This is a genomic window from Saccharopolyspora halophila, from assembly GCF_039531955.1.
Classification (GTDB): Bacteria; Actinomycetota; Actinomycetes; order Mycobacteriales; family Pseudonocardiaceae; genus Saccharopolyspora; species Saccharopolyspora halophila.
On sequence record NZ_BAAARA010000013.1, the window covers coordinates 55,916 to 70,710 of the forward strand.

At 70.1% G+C, this 14,795-nt stretch carries 15 protein-coding genes; 7 read left to right on the top strand and 8 right to left on the bottom strand.

Features of this window, described 5'->3' with window-relative positions:
- Window positions 1-99: 99 nt before the first annotated feature.
- The gene (locus ABD289_RS18105; protein ID WP_344133868.1) at window positions 100-717 is read right to left on the bottom strand and encodes a mycothiol-dependent nitroreductase Rv2466c family protein; all 618 of its coding nucleotides are present in this window, start codon (window positions 715-717) and stop codon (window positions 100-102) included.
- 226 nt (window positions 718-943) lie between these two features.
- Here ABD289_RS18105 and pepN point away from each other — a divergent pair, with 226 nt between their 5' ends.
- On the top strand, window positions 944-3,520 hold the full coding sequence (gene pepN, locus ABD289_RS18110; protein WP_344133872.1) for an aminopeptidase N: 2,577 nt from the start codon (window positions 944-946) through the stop codon (window positions 3,518-3,520).
- Window positions 3,521-3,681: 161 nt separating this feature from the next.
- Here pepN and ABD289_RS18115 read toward each other — a convergent pair whose 3' ends face one another.
- Entirely contained in the window at window positions 3,682-4,176 is a 495-nt protein-coding gene (locus ABD289_RS18115) for a DUF5130 family protein (RefSeq protein WP_344133875.1), read from the bottom strand.
- On the bottom strand, window positions 4,163-4,423 hold the full coding sequence (gene ctaJ / locus ABD289_RS18120; protein WP_344133878.1) for an aa3-type cytochrome oxidase subunit CtaJ: 261 nt from the start codon (window positions 4,421-4,423) through the stop codon (window positions 4,163-4,165). Before ctaJ ends, ABD289_RS18115 begins: the two co-directional genes overlap by 14 nt.
- 422 nt (window positions 4,424-4,845) lie before the next feature.
- Here ctaJ and ABD289_RS18125 point away from each other — a divergent pair, with 422 nt between their 5' ends.
- Window positions 4,846-5,250 carry a hypothetical protein gene (locus tag ABD289_RS18125; RefSeq protein ID WP_344133881.1) on the top strand — a complete coding sequence of 135 codons (405 nt, stop codon included), beginning with the start codon at window positions 4,846-4,848 and terminating at the stop codon, window positions 5,248-5,250.
- Between the two features lie 21 nt (window positions 5,251-5,271).
- Here the strand turns inward: ABD289_RS18125 and ABD289_RS18130 are convergent, their stop codons facing one another.
- Window positions 5,272-5,919 carry an HNH endonuclease gene (locus ABD289_RS18130; RefSeq protein WP_344133884.1) on the bottom strand — a complete coding sequence of 216 codons (648 nt, stop codon included), beginning with the start codon at window positions 5,917-5,919 and terminating at the stop codon, window positions 5,272-5,274.
- A gap of 291 nt (window positions 5,920-6,210) precedes the next feature.
- Here ABD289_RS18130 and ABD289_RS18135 point away from each other — a divergent pair, with 291 nt between their 5' ends.
- The 5 genes from ABD289_RS18135 (at window position 6,211) to ABD289_RS18155 (ending at window position 12,388) form a co-directional block, all read left to right on the top strand.
- Window positions 6,211-8,319, top strand: a complete 2,109-nt coding sequence (locus tag ABD289_RS18135) for a prolyl oligopeptidase family serine peptidase (protein ID WP_344133888.1) — start codon at window positions 6,211-6,213, stop codon at window positions 8,317-8,319.
- A gap of 118 nt (window positions 8,320-8,437) precedes the next feature.
- Window positions 8,438-9,430, top strand: a complete 993-nt coding sequence (locus tag ABD289_RS18140; protein ID WP_344133892.1) for a mechanosensitive ion channel family protein — start codon at window positions 8,438-8,440, stop codon at window positions 9,428-9,430.
- A gap of 124 nt (window positions 9,431-9,554) precedes the next feature.
- On the top strand, window positions 9,555-9,929 hold the full coding sequence (locus ABD289_RS18145) for a globin (protein ID WP_425564724.1): 375 nt from the start codon (window positions 9,555-9,557) through the stop codon (window positions 9,927-9,929).
- Window positions 9,930-9,961: 32 nt separating this feature from the next.
- Complete coding sequence (locus ABD289_RS18150; RefSeq protein ID WP_344133898.1) at window positions 9,962-11,020, top strand: alpha-amylase family glycosyl hydrolase; 1,059 nt, start codon at window positions 9,962-9,964, stop codon at window positions 11,018-11,020.
- A 90-nt stretch (window positions 11,021-11,110) separates the two neighbouring features.
- Complete coding sequence (locus ABD289_RS18155; RefSeq protein WP_344133901.1) at window positions 11,111-12,388, top strand: heparan-alpha-glucosaminide N-acetyltransferase domain-containing protein; 1,278 nt, start codon at window positions 11,111-11,113, stop codon at window positions 12,386-12,388.
- Window position 12,389: 1 nt separating this feature from the next.
- On the opposite strand, the gene ABD289_RS18160 is transcribed toward ABD289_RS18155, so the two are convergent.
- The 4 genes from ABD289_RS18160 to ABD289_RS18175 all read right to left on the bottom strand — a co-directional run bounded on the left by ABD289_RS18160 (window position 12,390) and on the right by ABD289_RS18175 (window position 14,781).
- Window positions 12,390-13,160 (bottom strand): FAD-dependent oxidoreductase, encoded by a 771-nt coding sequence (locus ABD289_RS18160; RefSeq protein WP_344133904.1) that lies wholly within the window; start codon window positions 13,158-13,160, stop codon window positions 12,390-12,392.
- Window positions 13,161-13,263: 103 nt separating this feature from the next.
- On the bottom strand, window positions 13,264-13,590 hold the full coding sequence (locus ABD289_RS18165) for an FAD-dependent oxidoreductase (protein WP_344133907.1): 327 nt from the start codon (window positions 13,588-13,590) through the stop codon (window positions 13,264-13,266).
- A 131-nt stretch (window positions 13,591-13,721) separates the two neighbouring features.
- Entirely contained in the window at window positions 13,722-14,363 is a 642-nt protein-coding gene (locus tag ABD289_RS18170) for a DUF8010 domain-containing protein (RefSeq protein WP_344133910.1), read from the bottom strand.
- Complete coding sequence (locus ABD289_RS18175) at window positions 14,356-14,781, bottom strand: acyl-CoA thioesterase (RefSeq protein WP_344133913.1); 426 nt, start codon at window positions 14,779-14,781, stop codon at window positions 14,356-14,358. The genes ABD289_RS18170 and ABD289_RS18175 overlap by 8 nt, the downstream gene beginning before the upstream one ends.
- Window positions 14,782-14,795 lie beyond the last annotated feature (14 nt).

Here is a 14,795-nt window from a genome sequence, read left to right on the forward strand (position 1 = left end):
CACGCACCGAGCCCAACCGTGCGCGCGACCGCGGTTCACGCGCACGGCAGGCCCGCTCGGGAAAGCCGGGAAGAACCGTGACCTTCCCGTCATGCCCGGTCACCAGTCCATCTGCGGGCGTTCCGTGCGGCTGCGCTTGAGCTCGAAGAAGTACGGGTAGCTGGCCATCGCCACCGTGCCGTCGAAGATCTTGGCCGCTTCCTCCGGCTCGGGCACCCGGGTGATCACCGGACCGAAGAACGCCACGCCGTCGACGTGCAGGGTCGGGGTCCCGACCTCGTCACCGACCGGGTCCATGCCCTGGTGGTGGCTGGCGCGCAGCTCCTCGTCGTACTCGGCGCTGCTCGCGGCCTCGGCCAGCGTGGCGGGCAGCCCGACCTCGGCCAGCGAGTCGGCGATGACCTGCTCGTAGTCCTTGTTCTCCTTGTTGTGCAGGCGGTATCCCATCGCCGTGTACAGCGGCTCCAGGACCTCCTCGCCGTGGTGCTTGGCGGCGGCGATGCACACGCGGACCGGCCCCCAGGCCTTGTTCATCAGATCGACGTATTCCTCCGGCAAGTCGCGTCCGTCGTTGAGCACCGACAGGCTCATCACCCGAAAGTGCAGGTCGATGTCGCGGACCTTCGCCACCTGGAGGATCCAGCGCGAGGACACCCACGCGAACGGGCACACCGGGTCGAAGTAGAAGTCCACGCGCGGGCGGGCAGCGGCGGTCATCCGGGCCTCCATGCAAGAGATCGCTTCCCAGGCGTTCGCGCAGTTCGCACAACGCCCCGTCGTGAGGTACCAACCGGCGGGAGCCCGTTTGTCTTCCCGGAAGGGCGCGACACGTCGAGAATCACGTCGCGTGTGCCCCGCAGCGAAGAACTACACCGGCGTGATTTGATGCCTGCACGGTCACGCGACCGGCGTGGAATTGTCCCTACTAACGACGAGGTGATCCGTGGCACCGCCGAACCTCACCCGCGAACAGGCCGAGCAGCGCGCGGCACTGCTCGAGGTCCAGTCCTATGTGATCGAACTGGACCTGTCCGCCGGAGCGGGCGGTCCTGAGGTGGAGACCTTCGGTTCGACCACCACGGTTCGCTTCCGCAGCAACCGGGCCGGGGCCGACACCTGGATCGACCTGCTGGCGCCAAAGGTGCACAGCGCCGTGCTCAACGGGGTCGAGCTGGATCTGTCCGACTACGACGAGTCCACCGGCATCGAGCTGCCCGGCCTGGCGGAGGACAACGAACTCGTGGTGCGGGCGGACTGCGCCTACACCAACACCGGAGAGGGGCTGCACCGCTTCATCGACCCGGTCGACGGCGCTGTCTACCTCTACAGCCAGTTCGAGACCGCCGACGCGAAGCGGATGTTCACCTGCTTCGACCAGCCGGACCTCAAGGCGACCTACCAGATCACGGTGGACGCCCCGGAGTCCTGGAAGGTCATCTCCAACGCCGCCGCCGAGGTCGCCGAGCACGGCACCGGCGTCCGGCGCCACACCTTCGAGACCACGCAGCCGATGTCGACCTACCTGGTCGCGCTGGTCGCCGGTCCGTACGCCGAGTGGCGCGACACGTTCCCCGGTGGCGAGGGCCAGGACGAGATCCCGCTGGGCATCTACTGCCGCGCCTCGCTGGCCGAGCACCTCGACGCCGAGCGGCTGTTCACCGAGACCAAGCAGGGCTTCGGCTTCTTCCACAAGGCCTTCGGCGTGCCCTACCCGTTCGGCAAGTACGACCAGTGCTTCGTTCCCGAGTTCAACGCGGGCGCCATGGAGAACGCCGGCTGCGTGACCTTCCTCGAGGACTACGTGTTCCGCTCGAAGGTCACCGGCTACCTCTACGAGCGGCGCTGCGAGACCGTGCTGCACGAGATGGCGCACATGTGGTTCGGCGACCTGGTCACCATGCGCTGGTGGGACGACCTGTGGCTCAACGAGTCGTTCGCGACCTGGGCCAGCGTGCTCGCGCAGGTCGGCGCCACCGAGTACGACGCCGCCTGGACCACCTTCGCCAGCGTGGAGAAGTCCTGGGCCTACCGCCAGGACCAGCTGCCCTCCACCCACCCGGTCGCCGCCGACATCCAGGACCTGCAGGCCGTGGAGGTCAACTTCGACGGCATCACCTACGCCAAGGGCGCCTCGGTGCTCAAGCAGCTGGTTGCCTACGTCGGGCTGGAGAACTTCCTGGCCGGGCTGCGCGTCTACTTCGACCGCCACGCCTGGAGCAACGCCACCCTCGACGACCTGCTGAAGGCGCTCGAGGAGGCCTCCGGGCGGGACCTGTCCTGGTGGAGCGCGCAGTGGCTGGAGACCACCGGCCTGAACATGCTGCGGCCGCGGTTCAACACCGACGACGAGGGCCGGTTCACCTCCTTCGAGGTGGTGCAGAACGGCGCCCGCCCGGGCGCGGGCGAGCTGCGCACGCACCGGCTGGCGATCGGCATCTACGACGACGAGGGCGGCCAGCTGGTGCGCGAGCACCGCGTCGAGCTCGACGTCACGGGTGAGAGCACCGAGGTCCCGGAGCTGATCGGCGTGCACCGCGGCAAGCTGGTGCTGGTCAACGACGACGACCTCACCTACTGCTCGCTGCGCTTCGACCCGGCGTCGCTGGCCACGCTCATCGACCGCATCGGCGACATCGGCGACTCGCTGCCGCGTGCGCTGTGCTGGTCGACCGCGTGGGAGATGACCCGCGAGGCCGAGCTCAAGGCGCGCGACTTCGTCACCCTGGTGCTGGGCTCCTCCGCGGAAGCCGGGATCGGGGCCGAGAGCCAGATCGGCGTGGTGCAGCGGGTGCTGCTGCAGACCCAGACCGCGCTGGGCTCCTACGCCGACCCGTCCTGGCAGCCCGAGGGCTGGAAGCGGTTCAGCACGCGGCTGCTGGAGCTGGCCCGCAGCGCCGAGCCGGGTTCGGACCGCCAGCTGGCGTTCGTCAACTCGCTGGCCGGTTCGGTCCTGGACGACGAGCAGGTGGCGGTGCTGCGCGGCTGGTTGGACGGCTCGGCGCCGCTGCCCGGTCTGATCGTCGACACCGACCTGCGCTGGCAGCTGCTGCAGGCGCTGGTCGCGCACGGTGCCGCGGACGAGTCGGAGATCGACGCGCAGCTGGAGCAGGACCAGACCGCCACCGGCAAGCGCCGCGCGGAGCGGGCCCGGTCGCTGATCCCGACCCCGGAAGCCAAGGAGCGGGCCTGGCAGCGCGCGGTGCACGACGACCAGCTGCCGAACGCGATCAGCGACGCGATCATCGCGGGCTTCCAGCACCCGGCGCAGCGCGAACTGCTGGCGCCGTACGTCGAGCGGTACTTCGCCGAGATCGACGAGGTCTGGGCCCGCCGCTCCAGCGAGCGCGCCCAGCCCACCGTGATCGGCCTGTTCCCGTCCTGGGCGGTCACCAATGGCACGGTCGCCGCGGCCGACGAGTGGCTCGCGGGCGACCGCCCGGCGGCCCTCCGCCGCCTGGTCTCCGAAGGCCGCGCGGGCATCGTCCGCGCGCTAGCGGCCCGCGAGTTCGACCGCTCCTGACGGTTCCTCCCGAGGGAGACGCTCCGGTTCGCGCCCCTGACAGTTTTGCCTAAAACTGTCAGGGGTGGACGCCCGAAATGTCCGGACAGTTTTAGGCAAAACTGTCGCTCGGCATGAAGAAGCAGCCCCGGTTGGTCCGGGGCGGCTTCTTGGTTCTCGGGTCAGTGGCGGGTGGGAGCCTTCTTGTAGGAGGTGCCCGCTGCGTCCGCCAGCATGCGGATTCCGCTGATCAGGCCGTCGATGAGGTCGTCCTCCTTGAAGGAGGCGACCATGCTCATGGCGGCCAGCTGGCAGGAGCGATCCGGGATCCGGCGGTAGGACTCCTCGCCGGTGACGATCTCGAACTTGCGCTGCCCTGGCGATACCGCGATCAGGACGCCCTCGGAGGCCGCGGCGCCGAGGGCGGCGTGGCGCTCCTCGGCCTGCTTGCGGGTGTCCTCGCCGAGGTCGCCCAGGTAGATCGCGAACTCGAGGCCGGTGCTGCGGCTCGCCACGGTCAGGGCCTCGTCCAGGCGGGACAGCTGCCCCGGGCTGAACGGCAGGCGGGGCCGATCCGGCTCGACTCGGCGGGCAATCGACATCCGGCCGGTGGGCATCAGCGCTTCACCGAAACCGGGTTCGCGCTCCTCCACGGCCGCGCGCTCACCAGTTGCCACGTGCACCTCCCCTGGCCGTGCTGCGCCGCGCGTCGTCCTGCGCAGCGTCACCTTCGACGTCCGCCGGTGCGGCGTCGTTCACGCCGGCGGGGTTGGCCACCCAGAAAACGGGTGCAAAGTTCCACTCCTCGCCCGCGCGGTACCGCGGCCGGGAGAGCCTGGGCCACATCGCGATCAACACGATCAGGCCGTAGATGGCCGCTGGGATCACCACCAGGGCGAGCACAGTCTCCGCGACAGTCAACACGGTCAGTACGGTATCCGATCGCCGAGATCCTGTGGGCGCACCGACGCGGCCGAGTTCGATCACCGCCCACGCGCGTACCGCCATCGGCGGCCGCGAATCGGCCGGAACGCGAACCGCCCGATTCGCCCGATCACACCGAAAGCGCCGGTCGCGGACGGACTTCTCGTCCAATCCTCGCCCGCGCGAGAACGAGCCCGACGGCTTCAGTTACGCGCTGCATCGATTCCTTGTGACTCATCTCATTGTCTGTCACTCTTTCGGCTCAGCAGATGCGGCCGAATGGAGTCCACCCGGACGGCGCCAACGCGGGTCAGGTTGGCGGCTTGTACCTCGGGGTTCGTGATCATAGTTTTTCACCTGTATGGGTCTTGAATATTTGATCATTCTCGTTCAAGACACGGAGATCTTACGGAGGGCGCGTTATGTCCGACTCTGAGGCCGCCACCAACCAGGCGGAACTCACCCTTCCGGGTGTTGACCAGCCACTTGCTGAACACGGTGTGCACATCACCCACAGCGGGGTCCGGATCGGCCGGGGCGTCCGGATCTCCTCGGGGGTGCGCATCAGCAGGAGCGTGCGGCCCAGCGGGCGCAGCGGCGTGCGAATCTCCTCCGGCATCAGCGGACGCGACGGTGTGCGCATCAGCGGACGCGCCGACACGCGCGGCGCCCGCAGCGGCGTGCGCATCAGCGGGCGCGACGGCGTCCGGATCAGCGGCCGCACTGGTGCGCGCGGCGGCACGCGCGTCAACTGCCGCAGCGGTGTCCGGATCAGCGGGCGCGAGGGCGTGCGGATCAGCGCCCGCGGGGGCGTGCGGATCAGCTGACCCGCATCCGCCCCCTCGAGATCAGGCCGCGGACTCGCCCAGGTAGGGCAGCCACAGCGGGTCGGCGTCGGTCAGGCCGGCGAGCAGCCGCCAGTGCCTGCCGCGAGGTGCCTGCGGTGCCACCGGAAGGCGCCAGCCCAGCTCGCTGAGCGTCTTGTCCGCCTTGCGGTGGTTGCACTTGGTGCAACAGGCGACGCAGTTCTCCCAGGTGTGCGGCCCCCCGCGCGAGCGCGGCAGAACATGATCTATCGTTTCCGCTCGTGCGCCGCAGTAGACGCACCGGTGGTTGTCCCGCAGCATGAGCGCCGCGCGGGTCAGCGGAACCCGGCCGCGATGCGGCACGCGCACGAACGTGCTGAGCCTGATCACGGACGGGATCTCCACGGCGGTGTTCGCCGAGTGCAGCACCATGCCCGCGGAGTCGCCGTGCACCACCTCGGCCTTGCCGCAGACGACCATCACGATGGCGCGCCGCAGCGGCAGGGCGGTGAGCGGTTCGAAGGTCGTGTTGAGCAGCAGCACTCGGCGCTTGCGCCACGAGGGCGCGTGGCCGGGCGGGCGGTCCGCCTGAGGTGGCCCCTGTCCGCGGGGCGGTGGGCACAACGGGGCCCGCGACGCGAGGCTGGTCGCCTTCAGCGCCGGTTGTCGGGTCGGTTGTCGGTCGGGCACTCGACCACCTCCACCGGTGTCGGCCAAAGTTCAGCACAGAATCCGGTCCGAACGCACGTGTGATTCGCCACGCCGCGCCGAGTGATCCGCCTCACCGATTGTTTCCGCAGGTGAGAGCGCATCCGTATCGATGCTGTATTTCCCGGTCGGCCGCTCGGGAATCCGCTTCCCCATTTTCGATCACCCGTCGCGTCGGCACGAATGATCGATTCGGGTGAATCGCCGCCCGTTTCCCCGATCGCTCACGCGAGACCGCCGGACGGCTCCGATCGAGCACGTATCGTCACGAACGTGACCGACGTTCATCCCCACCCGAACTACCCGAACGCCGACCGCGACGACCTCGTCGAAGACCTCCACGGCCATCGGGTCGCCGATCCGTACCGCTGGCTCGAGGATCCCGCCGACGAGCGGACCGAAGCCTGGTCGGCCGCCCAGGATCAGCTGGCCCGCGACTGGCTCGACGAGCTGCCCGGCCGGGAGGCGATCTCGGCCCGGCTCAAGGAGCTGCTCGAGTCCGGCTCGGTCGGGACCCCGGTGTGGCGCGCGGGCAGGGCGTTCTTCAACCGCCGCGAGCCGGACCAGGAGTTCGGCGTGGTGTGCGTGCGCGAGCCCGACGGCAGCGAGCGCGTGCTGCTGGACGTCGCCGAACTGGACCCCTCCGGGCTGACCACGCTGGATCGCTGGTCGCCGAGCCGCGAGGGCGACCGGCTCGCCTACCAGATCTCGGTCGGCGGCAACGAGGAGTCGAACCTCCACGTGCTGGACGTGGCCACCGGCGAGCTCGTCGACGGCCCGATCGACCGCTGCCGCTACTCGATGACGGCGTGGCTACCCGGCGGCGCGGAGTTCTACTACGTGCGCAGGCTGCCGCCGGAGCGGGTTCCCGAGGGCGAGGAGCAGTTCCACCGCCGCGTCTACCGGCACCGGGTGGGCACCGACCCGGACGCGGACGACGTGCTGGTGCACGGCGAGGGCCTGGACCCGACCTACTACTACGGCGCCGGGCTCTCCGACGACGCCCGCTGGCTGATCGTCCAGGGCAGCCCGGGAACCGCGCGCCGCGACTCGGTCTGGATCGCCGACCTGGCCGGTGACGGCGAGCTCCGCCAGGTCGTGGACACCTCCGACGGCTACCGGGTCGGCGCGTGGGTCGAACCCGACGGCCGGCTCTACGTCATGACCACCCTCGACGCGCCGCGCTGGCGGCTGTGCGTGGCCGATCCGGAACACCCGGAGCCGGAGAACTGGACCGAGCTGATCCCCGAAGCGCCCGACTCGGTGCTCGAGGACGTCGACTACTTCGACCCCGGCGACGGCAGCCCCCGGCTGGTGGCGCTGTGGACCCGGCACGCGGTCTCCGAGGTGACGCTGCACGACCCGGCGACCGGCGCCAAGACCGCAGACGTCGCGCTGCCGAGCACCGGCGAGATCACCACGCTGCGCACCGTGGACCGGCTCACCGAGCACGACCGGGACAAGATCTGGATCGGCTGGACCGACTTCGCCACTCCGCCGTGCGTGCACCGCTACGAACACGCGACCGGCGAGGTCGTGCTGGAGCAGCCCGCGCCCGGTTCGGTCGAGCTCCCCGAGGTGCACACCCGGCAGGTGACCTACCGCTCCGCCGACGGCACCGAGGTGCGCATGTTCGTGCTCAGCCCGGTCGCCGAACCCGACCGCCCGCGCCCGGCGTTCCTGACCGGCTACGGCGGCTTCTCGCTGTCCCGCACTCCCGGCTACATGGCGACCGCGCTGGCCTGGGTGGGCGCGGGTGGCGTGTGGGCGCTGCCCTCGCTGCGCGGCGGTGGCGAAGAGGGCGAGCAGTGGCACGCCGACGGGATGCGCGAGCACAAGCAGCACACCTTCGACGACTTCCACGCGGCCGCCCAGCACCTGATCGACTCCGGCCGGACCAGCGCGGAGCAGCTGGCGATCTCCGGCGGCTCGAACGGCGGGCTGCTGGTCGGCGCGGCGCTGACGCAGCGCCCGGAGCTCTACCGGGCGGTGGTGTGCTCGGCACCGCTGCTGGACATGGTCCGCTACGAGCGGTTCCTGCTCGGCCGCACCTGGAACGACGAGTACGGCACGGCCGAGGACCCCGAGGAGCTCGGCTGGCTGCTGTCCTACTCGCCGTACCACAACGTTGCCGAGCACACCGCGTATCCGTCGGTGCTGTTCACCGTCTTCGAGTCGGACACCCGGGTCGATCCGAATCACGCCCGCAAGATGTGCGCCGCGCTGCAGCGCGCCACCAGCTCTGACCCGGGAAAACGGCCGATCTTGCTGCGCAGGGAGACCGACGTGGGCCATTCCGCGCGCTCGGTTTCCCGTACTGTGGGGCTGGCGACGGACCAGCTCGCCTTCCTCGCGGAAGCGACCGGTCTCACGCTGGACTGAGCCGGCGATAACGCCGGGCGAACCGAAATCGATGCATCTCGTGCGCGGCGGGGCGCGCACGAAGCCCGATTCGGTTGCGCCCGACCCCCGTCCCCCGCCGGCCGCCGAGAAGACAGCCATGGAGAACCCCGAACCCATGAACCTGCCCCTGCTGACCCAACCCCCGACTTGCGAAGAGGACGCCCGGTGGTGCCACGCGGTCCTGGACTGGACCAACAACAAGTGGCTCGCCTCCTACGCGGACCTGCTCATCGCCAAGCCGCTGCAGATCGTGATGATCGTGCTGGTGGCGCTGGTCATCCGCTGGCTGCTGCACCGCGCGATCACCCGGCTGACCCTCGGCAACGGCAAACCCCCGAAGCTGCTCAGCCCGCTGCGCGAACGCCGCGGCGACTCGCTGACCGCCGAACTGCTCTCCGAGCGCAGGCAGCAGCGCGCCCGCACGATCGGCTCGGTGCTGAAATCGCTGAGCTCGTTCGTGATATTCGGCCTCGCGGTGATCTACGCGCTGCAGGTGCTGGGCTTCGAGATCGCCCCGGTGCTGGCCTCGGCCGGTGTGCTCGGCGTCGCGGTCGCCTTCGGTGCGCAGAACCTGGTCCGCGACTTCCTGTCCGGCATGTTCATGCTGGTCGAGGACCAGTACGGCGTCGGTGACGTGGTCGACCTGGGCGAGGCCACCGGTTCCGTCGAGGCGGTCGGCCTGCGGGTCACCACGTTGCGCGACATCAACGGCACGGTCTGGTACGTGCGCAACGGCGAGATCCTGCGGGTCGGCAACTCCTCGCAGGGCTTCGCCGTCGCCGTCGTGGACTTCCCGATCTCGCACAAGTCCGACGTGCAGAAGGCCATCGAGGTCGCCAAGCAGGTGGCCACCGAGGCCGCGAGCAAGGAACCGCTGTCCAAGGACGTCCTGGATCCCCCGGAGATGCTGGGCGTCGACTCGATCACCTCGGACACCGTGACGCTGCGGCTGACCGTGAAGGTCCGCCCCGGCAGGCAGTGGTCGGTGCAGCGGAGGCTGCGGGTCGACATCAAGCGGGCCTACAGCGAGGAGGACATCGAGCCTCCGTATCCGTCGGGCCGCCCGGCGCATCTGCAGAACCCGAACTGATCCGGCGGCCGGGAACCCCGGGAACGCGGAGCGCACCTGGGGCTTTCCCGGCCATTGTGACGTTTTGCATCGCCGTGGGGGCCGAGCGTTCACCCTCGCCTGAGAGGATGGGGGTGTGACTTCCGTGGATAGTTTCTACGAGCAGGTCGGCGGTGAGGCGACCTTCCATCGGATCGTGGCGCGGTTCTACGAAGAGGTGGCCAAGGACGAGCTGCTGCGCCCGCTATATCCCGAGGAAGACCTCGGTCCTGCCGAGGAGCGGCTCCGGCTGTTCCTGATGCAGTACTGGGGTGGCCCGACCACCTACTCCGACCAGCGCGGGCATCCGCGCCTGCGGATGCGGCACGCGCCGTTCAAGATCGGCCCGGCCGAGCGCGACGCCTGGCTGCGCTGCATGCGCATCGCCGTCGACGAGGCCCAGTTGGCACCGCAGCACCGCGAGCGGCTGTGGCAGTACCTCGAGATGGCCGCCAACAGCATGATGAACTCGTGGTTCTGAGCGAACCGGACCGACAAGCAAAGGACCTGTTGATGCAGGTGGGCAACGGCCCCGACCTGGACGGCGCCCCCTGGTGGTGGGACGCCGTCTGCTACCAGGTCGATGTAGGCGCGTTCGCCGATGTGGACGGCGACGGCATCGGTGATCTCGAGGGGCTGCGTGCTCGGCTGGGCTACGTGGAGCTGCTCGGCGTCGACGTGATCGTGCTGGCCGGTATCGCCGCGCAGGACCCGAACACGCCCGAGCTCGCCGGCCTGCTCGGCGAGGCCCGCGATGCCGGGCTGCGCGTGCTGCTGTCCATCGACGTCGATCCGGCTCGAACCGACCCCGGTCCGCTGCTGCGGCCGTGGCTGGACGCCGGGCTGGACGGGTTCCACCTGGCGCCGCGCAACGACCCGGGCGACGCGGTCGCCGCGGTGCTGGCCGACTACCCGGACCGCATCGTGATCGGCAGCGGCACCGGCAACTGGCACCTGCTGTTCGGCCTCGACCTGGCGATTGCGGGCTTCGCCGCAGGTCCGGTGCAGAACGCGATCGACTCCGTGCTGGCCGCCGATGCTCCGCGTCCCGCGTGGGCGATGGCCAGCCGGGACACCTCGCGGATCCGCGACCACGCGCAGCTGACCCCGGTGCGCGCGATGGCGCTGGTGCAGCTGGCGCTGCCGGGTGCGGTGTGCCTGCGGCACGGCGAGGAGCTGGGGCTGCCGGGCACCGAGCGGATCCGGATGCCGTGGGAGGGCGACCGCGCGCCGTTCGGGTTCTCCACCGCTCCGGGCGACTGGCCGTCGATCCCGGACGAGTGGGTGGAGTTCACCGTGGAGGCGCAGCTGGAGGACCCCGAGTCCACGCTCTCGCTGTACCGGCACGCCCTGGAGATCCGCAACACGCACCCGGCCTTCACCGGCGAGGGCGTGGAGTGGTTCGGGGCGCCGGAGGACTGCTTCGCCTTCCGCCGGGTCGGCAGCAGCCTGATCTGCGCGCTGAACACCTCGGCCGAGCCGGTTCCGCTGCCGCCCGGAGAGGTGCTGCTGAGCTCGCGCCCGCTGGACGAGGGGGCGTTGCCGCCGGGCACGGCTGCCTGGCTGGCGTGACCAGCGCCTCACTAGCGCGCCCAATCCGCGCATCAGCCCCGGCGCGTGGGTAAATTTCTGGGGAGTGCCGCCGAGACTTCGTAGGAAGCCATGACCGCCGTTGCGTCCCAGCCCGATTCGGTTCGGGAAAAGCGTGCCGGTCGACTCGTCGGTGTCGACGTGGCGAGGTTCCTCGCCATCCTGGGCATGTTCTGCATCCACTTCGGTGTTCCGGTGCTGACCGGGTGGCCGCACGACCGAGTCGCCGAGTTCACCAGCGGGCGCTCCACCGCGCTGTTCACCCTGCTCGCCGGGGTGTCGCTGGCGCTGATGACCGGGCGGCAGACGCCACCGACCGGCGAGCGGCTGCGCGACGCGCGCTACCGGGTGGCGATCCGCGCCGGAGTGCTGCTGGTCATCGGTTGGGTCCTGGTCGCGATGACCCAGGACACCGGCTTCCTGCTGACGGTGATCATCCCGTACTACGGTCTCTACTTCCTGCTGTCGGTGCCGTTCCTGCGGTTGCGGGCGCGTGGCCTGGTCATCGCCGCGATCGCGACCCTGCTGATCGGCCCGCAGCTGTCCTTCGTGCTGCGCGGCTGGGCCGAGGCCGGCACCTGGCTGACCTGGTTCATCGCGCTGGTCGACAGCGTCGATCCCGGGCACCTGATCGCCGAAGAGGGCCTCTTCGACCTGCTGCTGCTCGGTTTCTACCCGGCGATGTCCTACTTCCCGCTGGTGCTGGCGGGCCTGGCGGTCGGGCGGATGGATCTGCGCACGACCCGCACGCGGATCTGGATGGCCGTCGCCGGGCTGGTGCTGGCCTTCGGGAGCCGCTGGCTGTCCAAGTGGCTGGTGATCACCGAGGCGCCCGGGCCGAACGACGGCACCGTCGACGTGCACCACCCGGAGTGGCTGCTCGACGCCAGCTCGCACTCGGGCACCAGCTTCGAGATCGCCAGCGCGGCCGGGGCCTCGCTGGTGGCGCTGGCGGTGTGCCTGGCGGTCGCGGACCGCGCGGGCAAGTGGATCAAGCCGCTGGCCAACGCCGGGTCGATGGCCCTGACGCTCTACGCGCTGCACGCCCCGGTGATCGCCTGGCAGGTCGTGGTCGGTGGCTGGCACCTCAGCGGCAAGGCCGACTGGATGACCGAGCTGGCCACTGCAGGACCGAACCTGCCGCTCGAGGACCCGAACCTGCCGTCCTTCCCGCGCGACGGTCATGAGCCGGAGGGCTTCGTCCGGTTCCTGAACATCCACATGCCGGTGATCTCGCTGATCGTCGCCCTGGTCTTCGCCAACGTCTGGCACCGCTTCTTCCGCCGCGGCCCGCTCGAGGCCTTCACCAGCGACGCCGTCACCTGGTGCATGAACCGCCTGCGCCGCTGAACTACCCCTCGGCACAAACCCGGCGGTGCAGGGCCTGCACGACGTAGCGCGCCGAATCCATCGCGCCCGCCTGCCAACCGGTGAAGTAGCTCAGCCAGTCGCCCGCGAAGTAGACCCGCCCGGCCGGTTCGTTGAGCAGCGCGTACTCGCCGGAACCGCGGTCCGGCCAGATGGCGGTGCCGCCCTCGATGAACGGCGTGCGGTTCCAGGCCACCGAGAAGGCGTCGTCGAGTTCGGCGCGGTAGACCGGCCCGTGGATCTTCGCGCCCTGCTCGACGGCGCGCCGGGCGACCTCGGCCCCGAGCGCCACCACATCCGCACCGATCGCCCGGTGCAGCGCCGTCGAGATCGCGTCCATCCCGCCGACCGGCTGGAACATCATCATCGCCTGGTCGTAGCCGAGCTCGAAGGTCAGGTAGCGCCCGGTGCGCCCGGCGATCACCTCGTGCAGCGACGGAGGCGGGCCGAGCACCTGCCCCGGCTGGTCGGCGGCTCCCGGCTCGACGGCGTAGCCGCGCCTGCTGCTGCCGGTGTAGGCGAACGCGTCGGCCCTGCCCCCGATGTCGCCGAAGCGGGTCAGGAACTCCAGCAACCGCTCCTTGTCCTCGGCGGAGACCTCCTGGTCCAGCGATCCCCGGTCCAGCGCCTTGGAGAGCAGTTCCGAGATGTAGCCGTGGACGTCGGCCTCGACGGTCCGGAACTGGTGCGGGCCGGCGCCGGTCTGCTCGTTGCAGACCGGCGCGTTGGCGTTCCGGTTGGCGAACGGCTCCACCGGGCACCCCGACCTCGCGGCAGTAGTCCAGCGTGATGTGCGACTGCGCCAAGCGCGCGGCACCGGCGTTGAAGTACTGCCGTTCGCCGAACCGGGCGGTCTGCTAGCGCCCGTCGAGATCGGTCGAGGTGGTTCCCCCGCGCACCGTCCAGTTCCGGCCACCCACGCGGTCGGCGGCTTCGAGCACGGTGCACCGGTAACCGGCCTTGCCGAGCTCGTAGGCCGCGGTCAGCCCGGCCATTCCGGCGCCCAGGATCAGCACGTGCCGCCCCCGCTGCTCGGGCGGCAGGTCCCCGGCCAGCGGCTCGCGGAAGTCCGCTGCGGCTTCGGGCCCCGCGAGCAATCCCAGCGCTCGCATCGACTCGAACATGGCCCCGGCCCCACCGGCGACCCCGATCGACTTCAACAACCCTCGCCGAGTGACGTCCACGCCCGAGCCTCCCCGCGCCGGACCCGATCAACCCGGCAAAGCTCGCACGAAAACCACCCCACCCGGCACCCGAATCACCCGAAAAGGCGCAGCGCATTCCCGGATTTCCCGGACGAGCTGCCCGCCGAGCGTCACATCAGCAGGGGCAGCAGGGCGTGGCGGCGGCGGATCACCGCGCCGTAGCGGGAGTCGAGGCGCAGCCAGGAATCCGTGGCGCTGACCCGGACGATCTCCGACTCCGACGGGTTGGCCACCAGGAAGCCCATGCCGGAGAGCACGAACAGGCAGCGCAGCGGGACCTTCACCTCCAGGCCGGAGCCGGAGACGGTGAAGACCTCCTGGTCCAATAGCGACGCGGGCGGGGTGCCCTTGGGTCCCACGTTCTCCTTGGCCACGCCGATGCCCCGCTCGGCGACCTCGCCGACCAGGGTCGCGGGCAGGTCGTCGACCCGCTTCCAGCCCGGCGTCCGCGGGATCTCGGACTGCCACATGAGGTCCTTGGGCGGGCCCGGATCCATCGTCTCGCCACCCGCGACCGTCAGCGTGGCCAGCAGCTCGCTGCCCGAGGCCGTGACGTCCGCGGGAGCCGCCTCGCCCTGCACCGAGCGGGTGCACAGCGCGTCGAAGGGAGTGGTGGCCCAGACGTCCATCCGGTCGGTGCCGTCGCGGTTGCGCATCCGGATCAGCGCTTGGGAATCCAGCCGGACCGCGCGGGCGACGAAGGCACCCAGGTCGTCGCGCTCGGTTGCGTCCGGCATCCGCAGCTCAGGCACGACCATGCTCCAATTGCTCGGTTCGCCACTCGGACAGGAACTCGCGCTCCTGCTCGGTCAACCTTCGCGGACGGCCCGCCCGCAGGTCGTAGGGCACCATCAGGGTTTCCGCAGTGCAGACGGTCTCCTGCGCGAACGCGGTGTAGTCCACCACGAACGACGCCGACTTGAGGTCGCGCACCGCCATCCGGACCTGCAGCGACTTCGACTCGTACATCAGCGGGCTGTGGTAGTCGACCACCACGCGAGCCACCACCATGCCCTCGGCCATGCCCAGCACTCCCTGCCGTCCGGCCTCGTTGAACAGCAGCTCGGCGCGCGCCTCCTCGAGCAGTGTGATCGTCCTGGCGTGATTGACGTGACCGAACGCATCCAGGTCGGACCAACGCAGCGCCACTTCGGCTAGGAACGCGCCCACTGGGCATCCTTTCT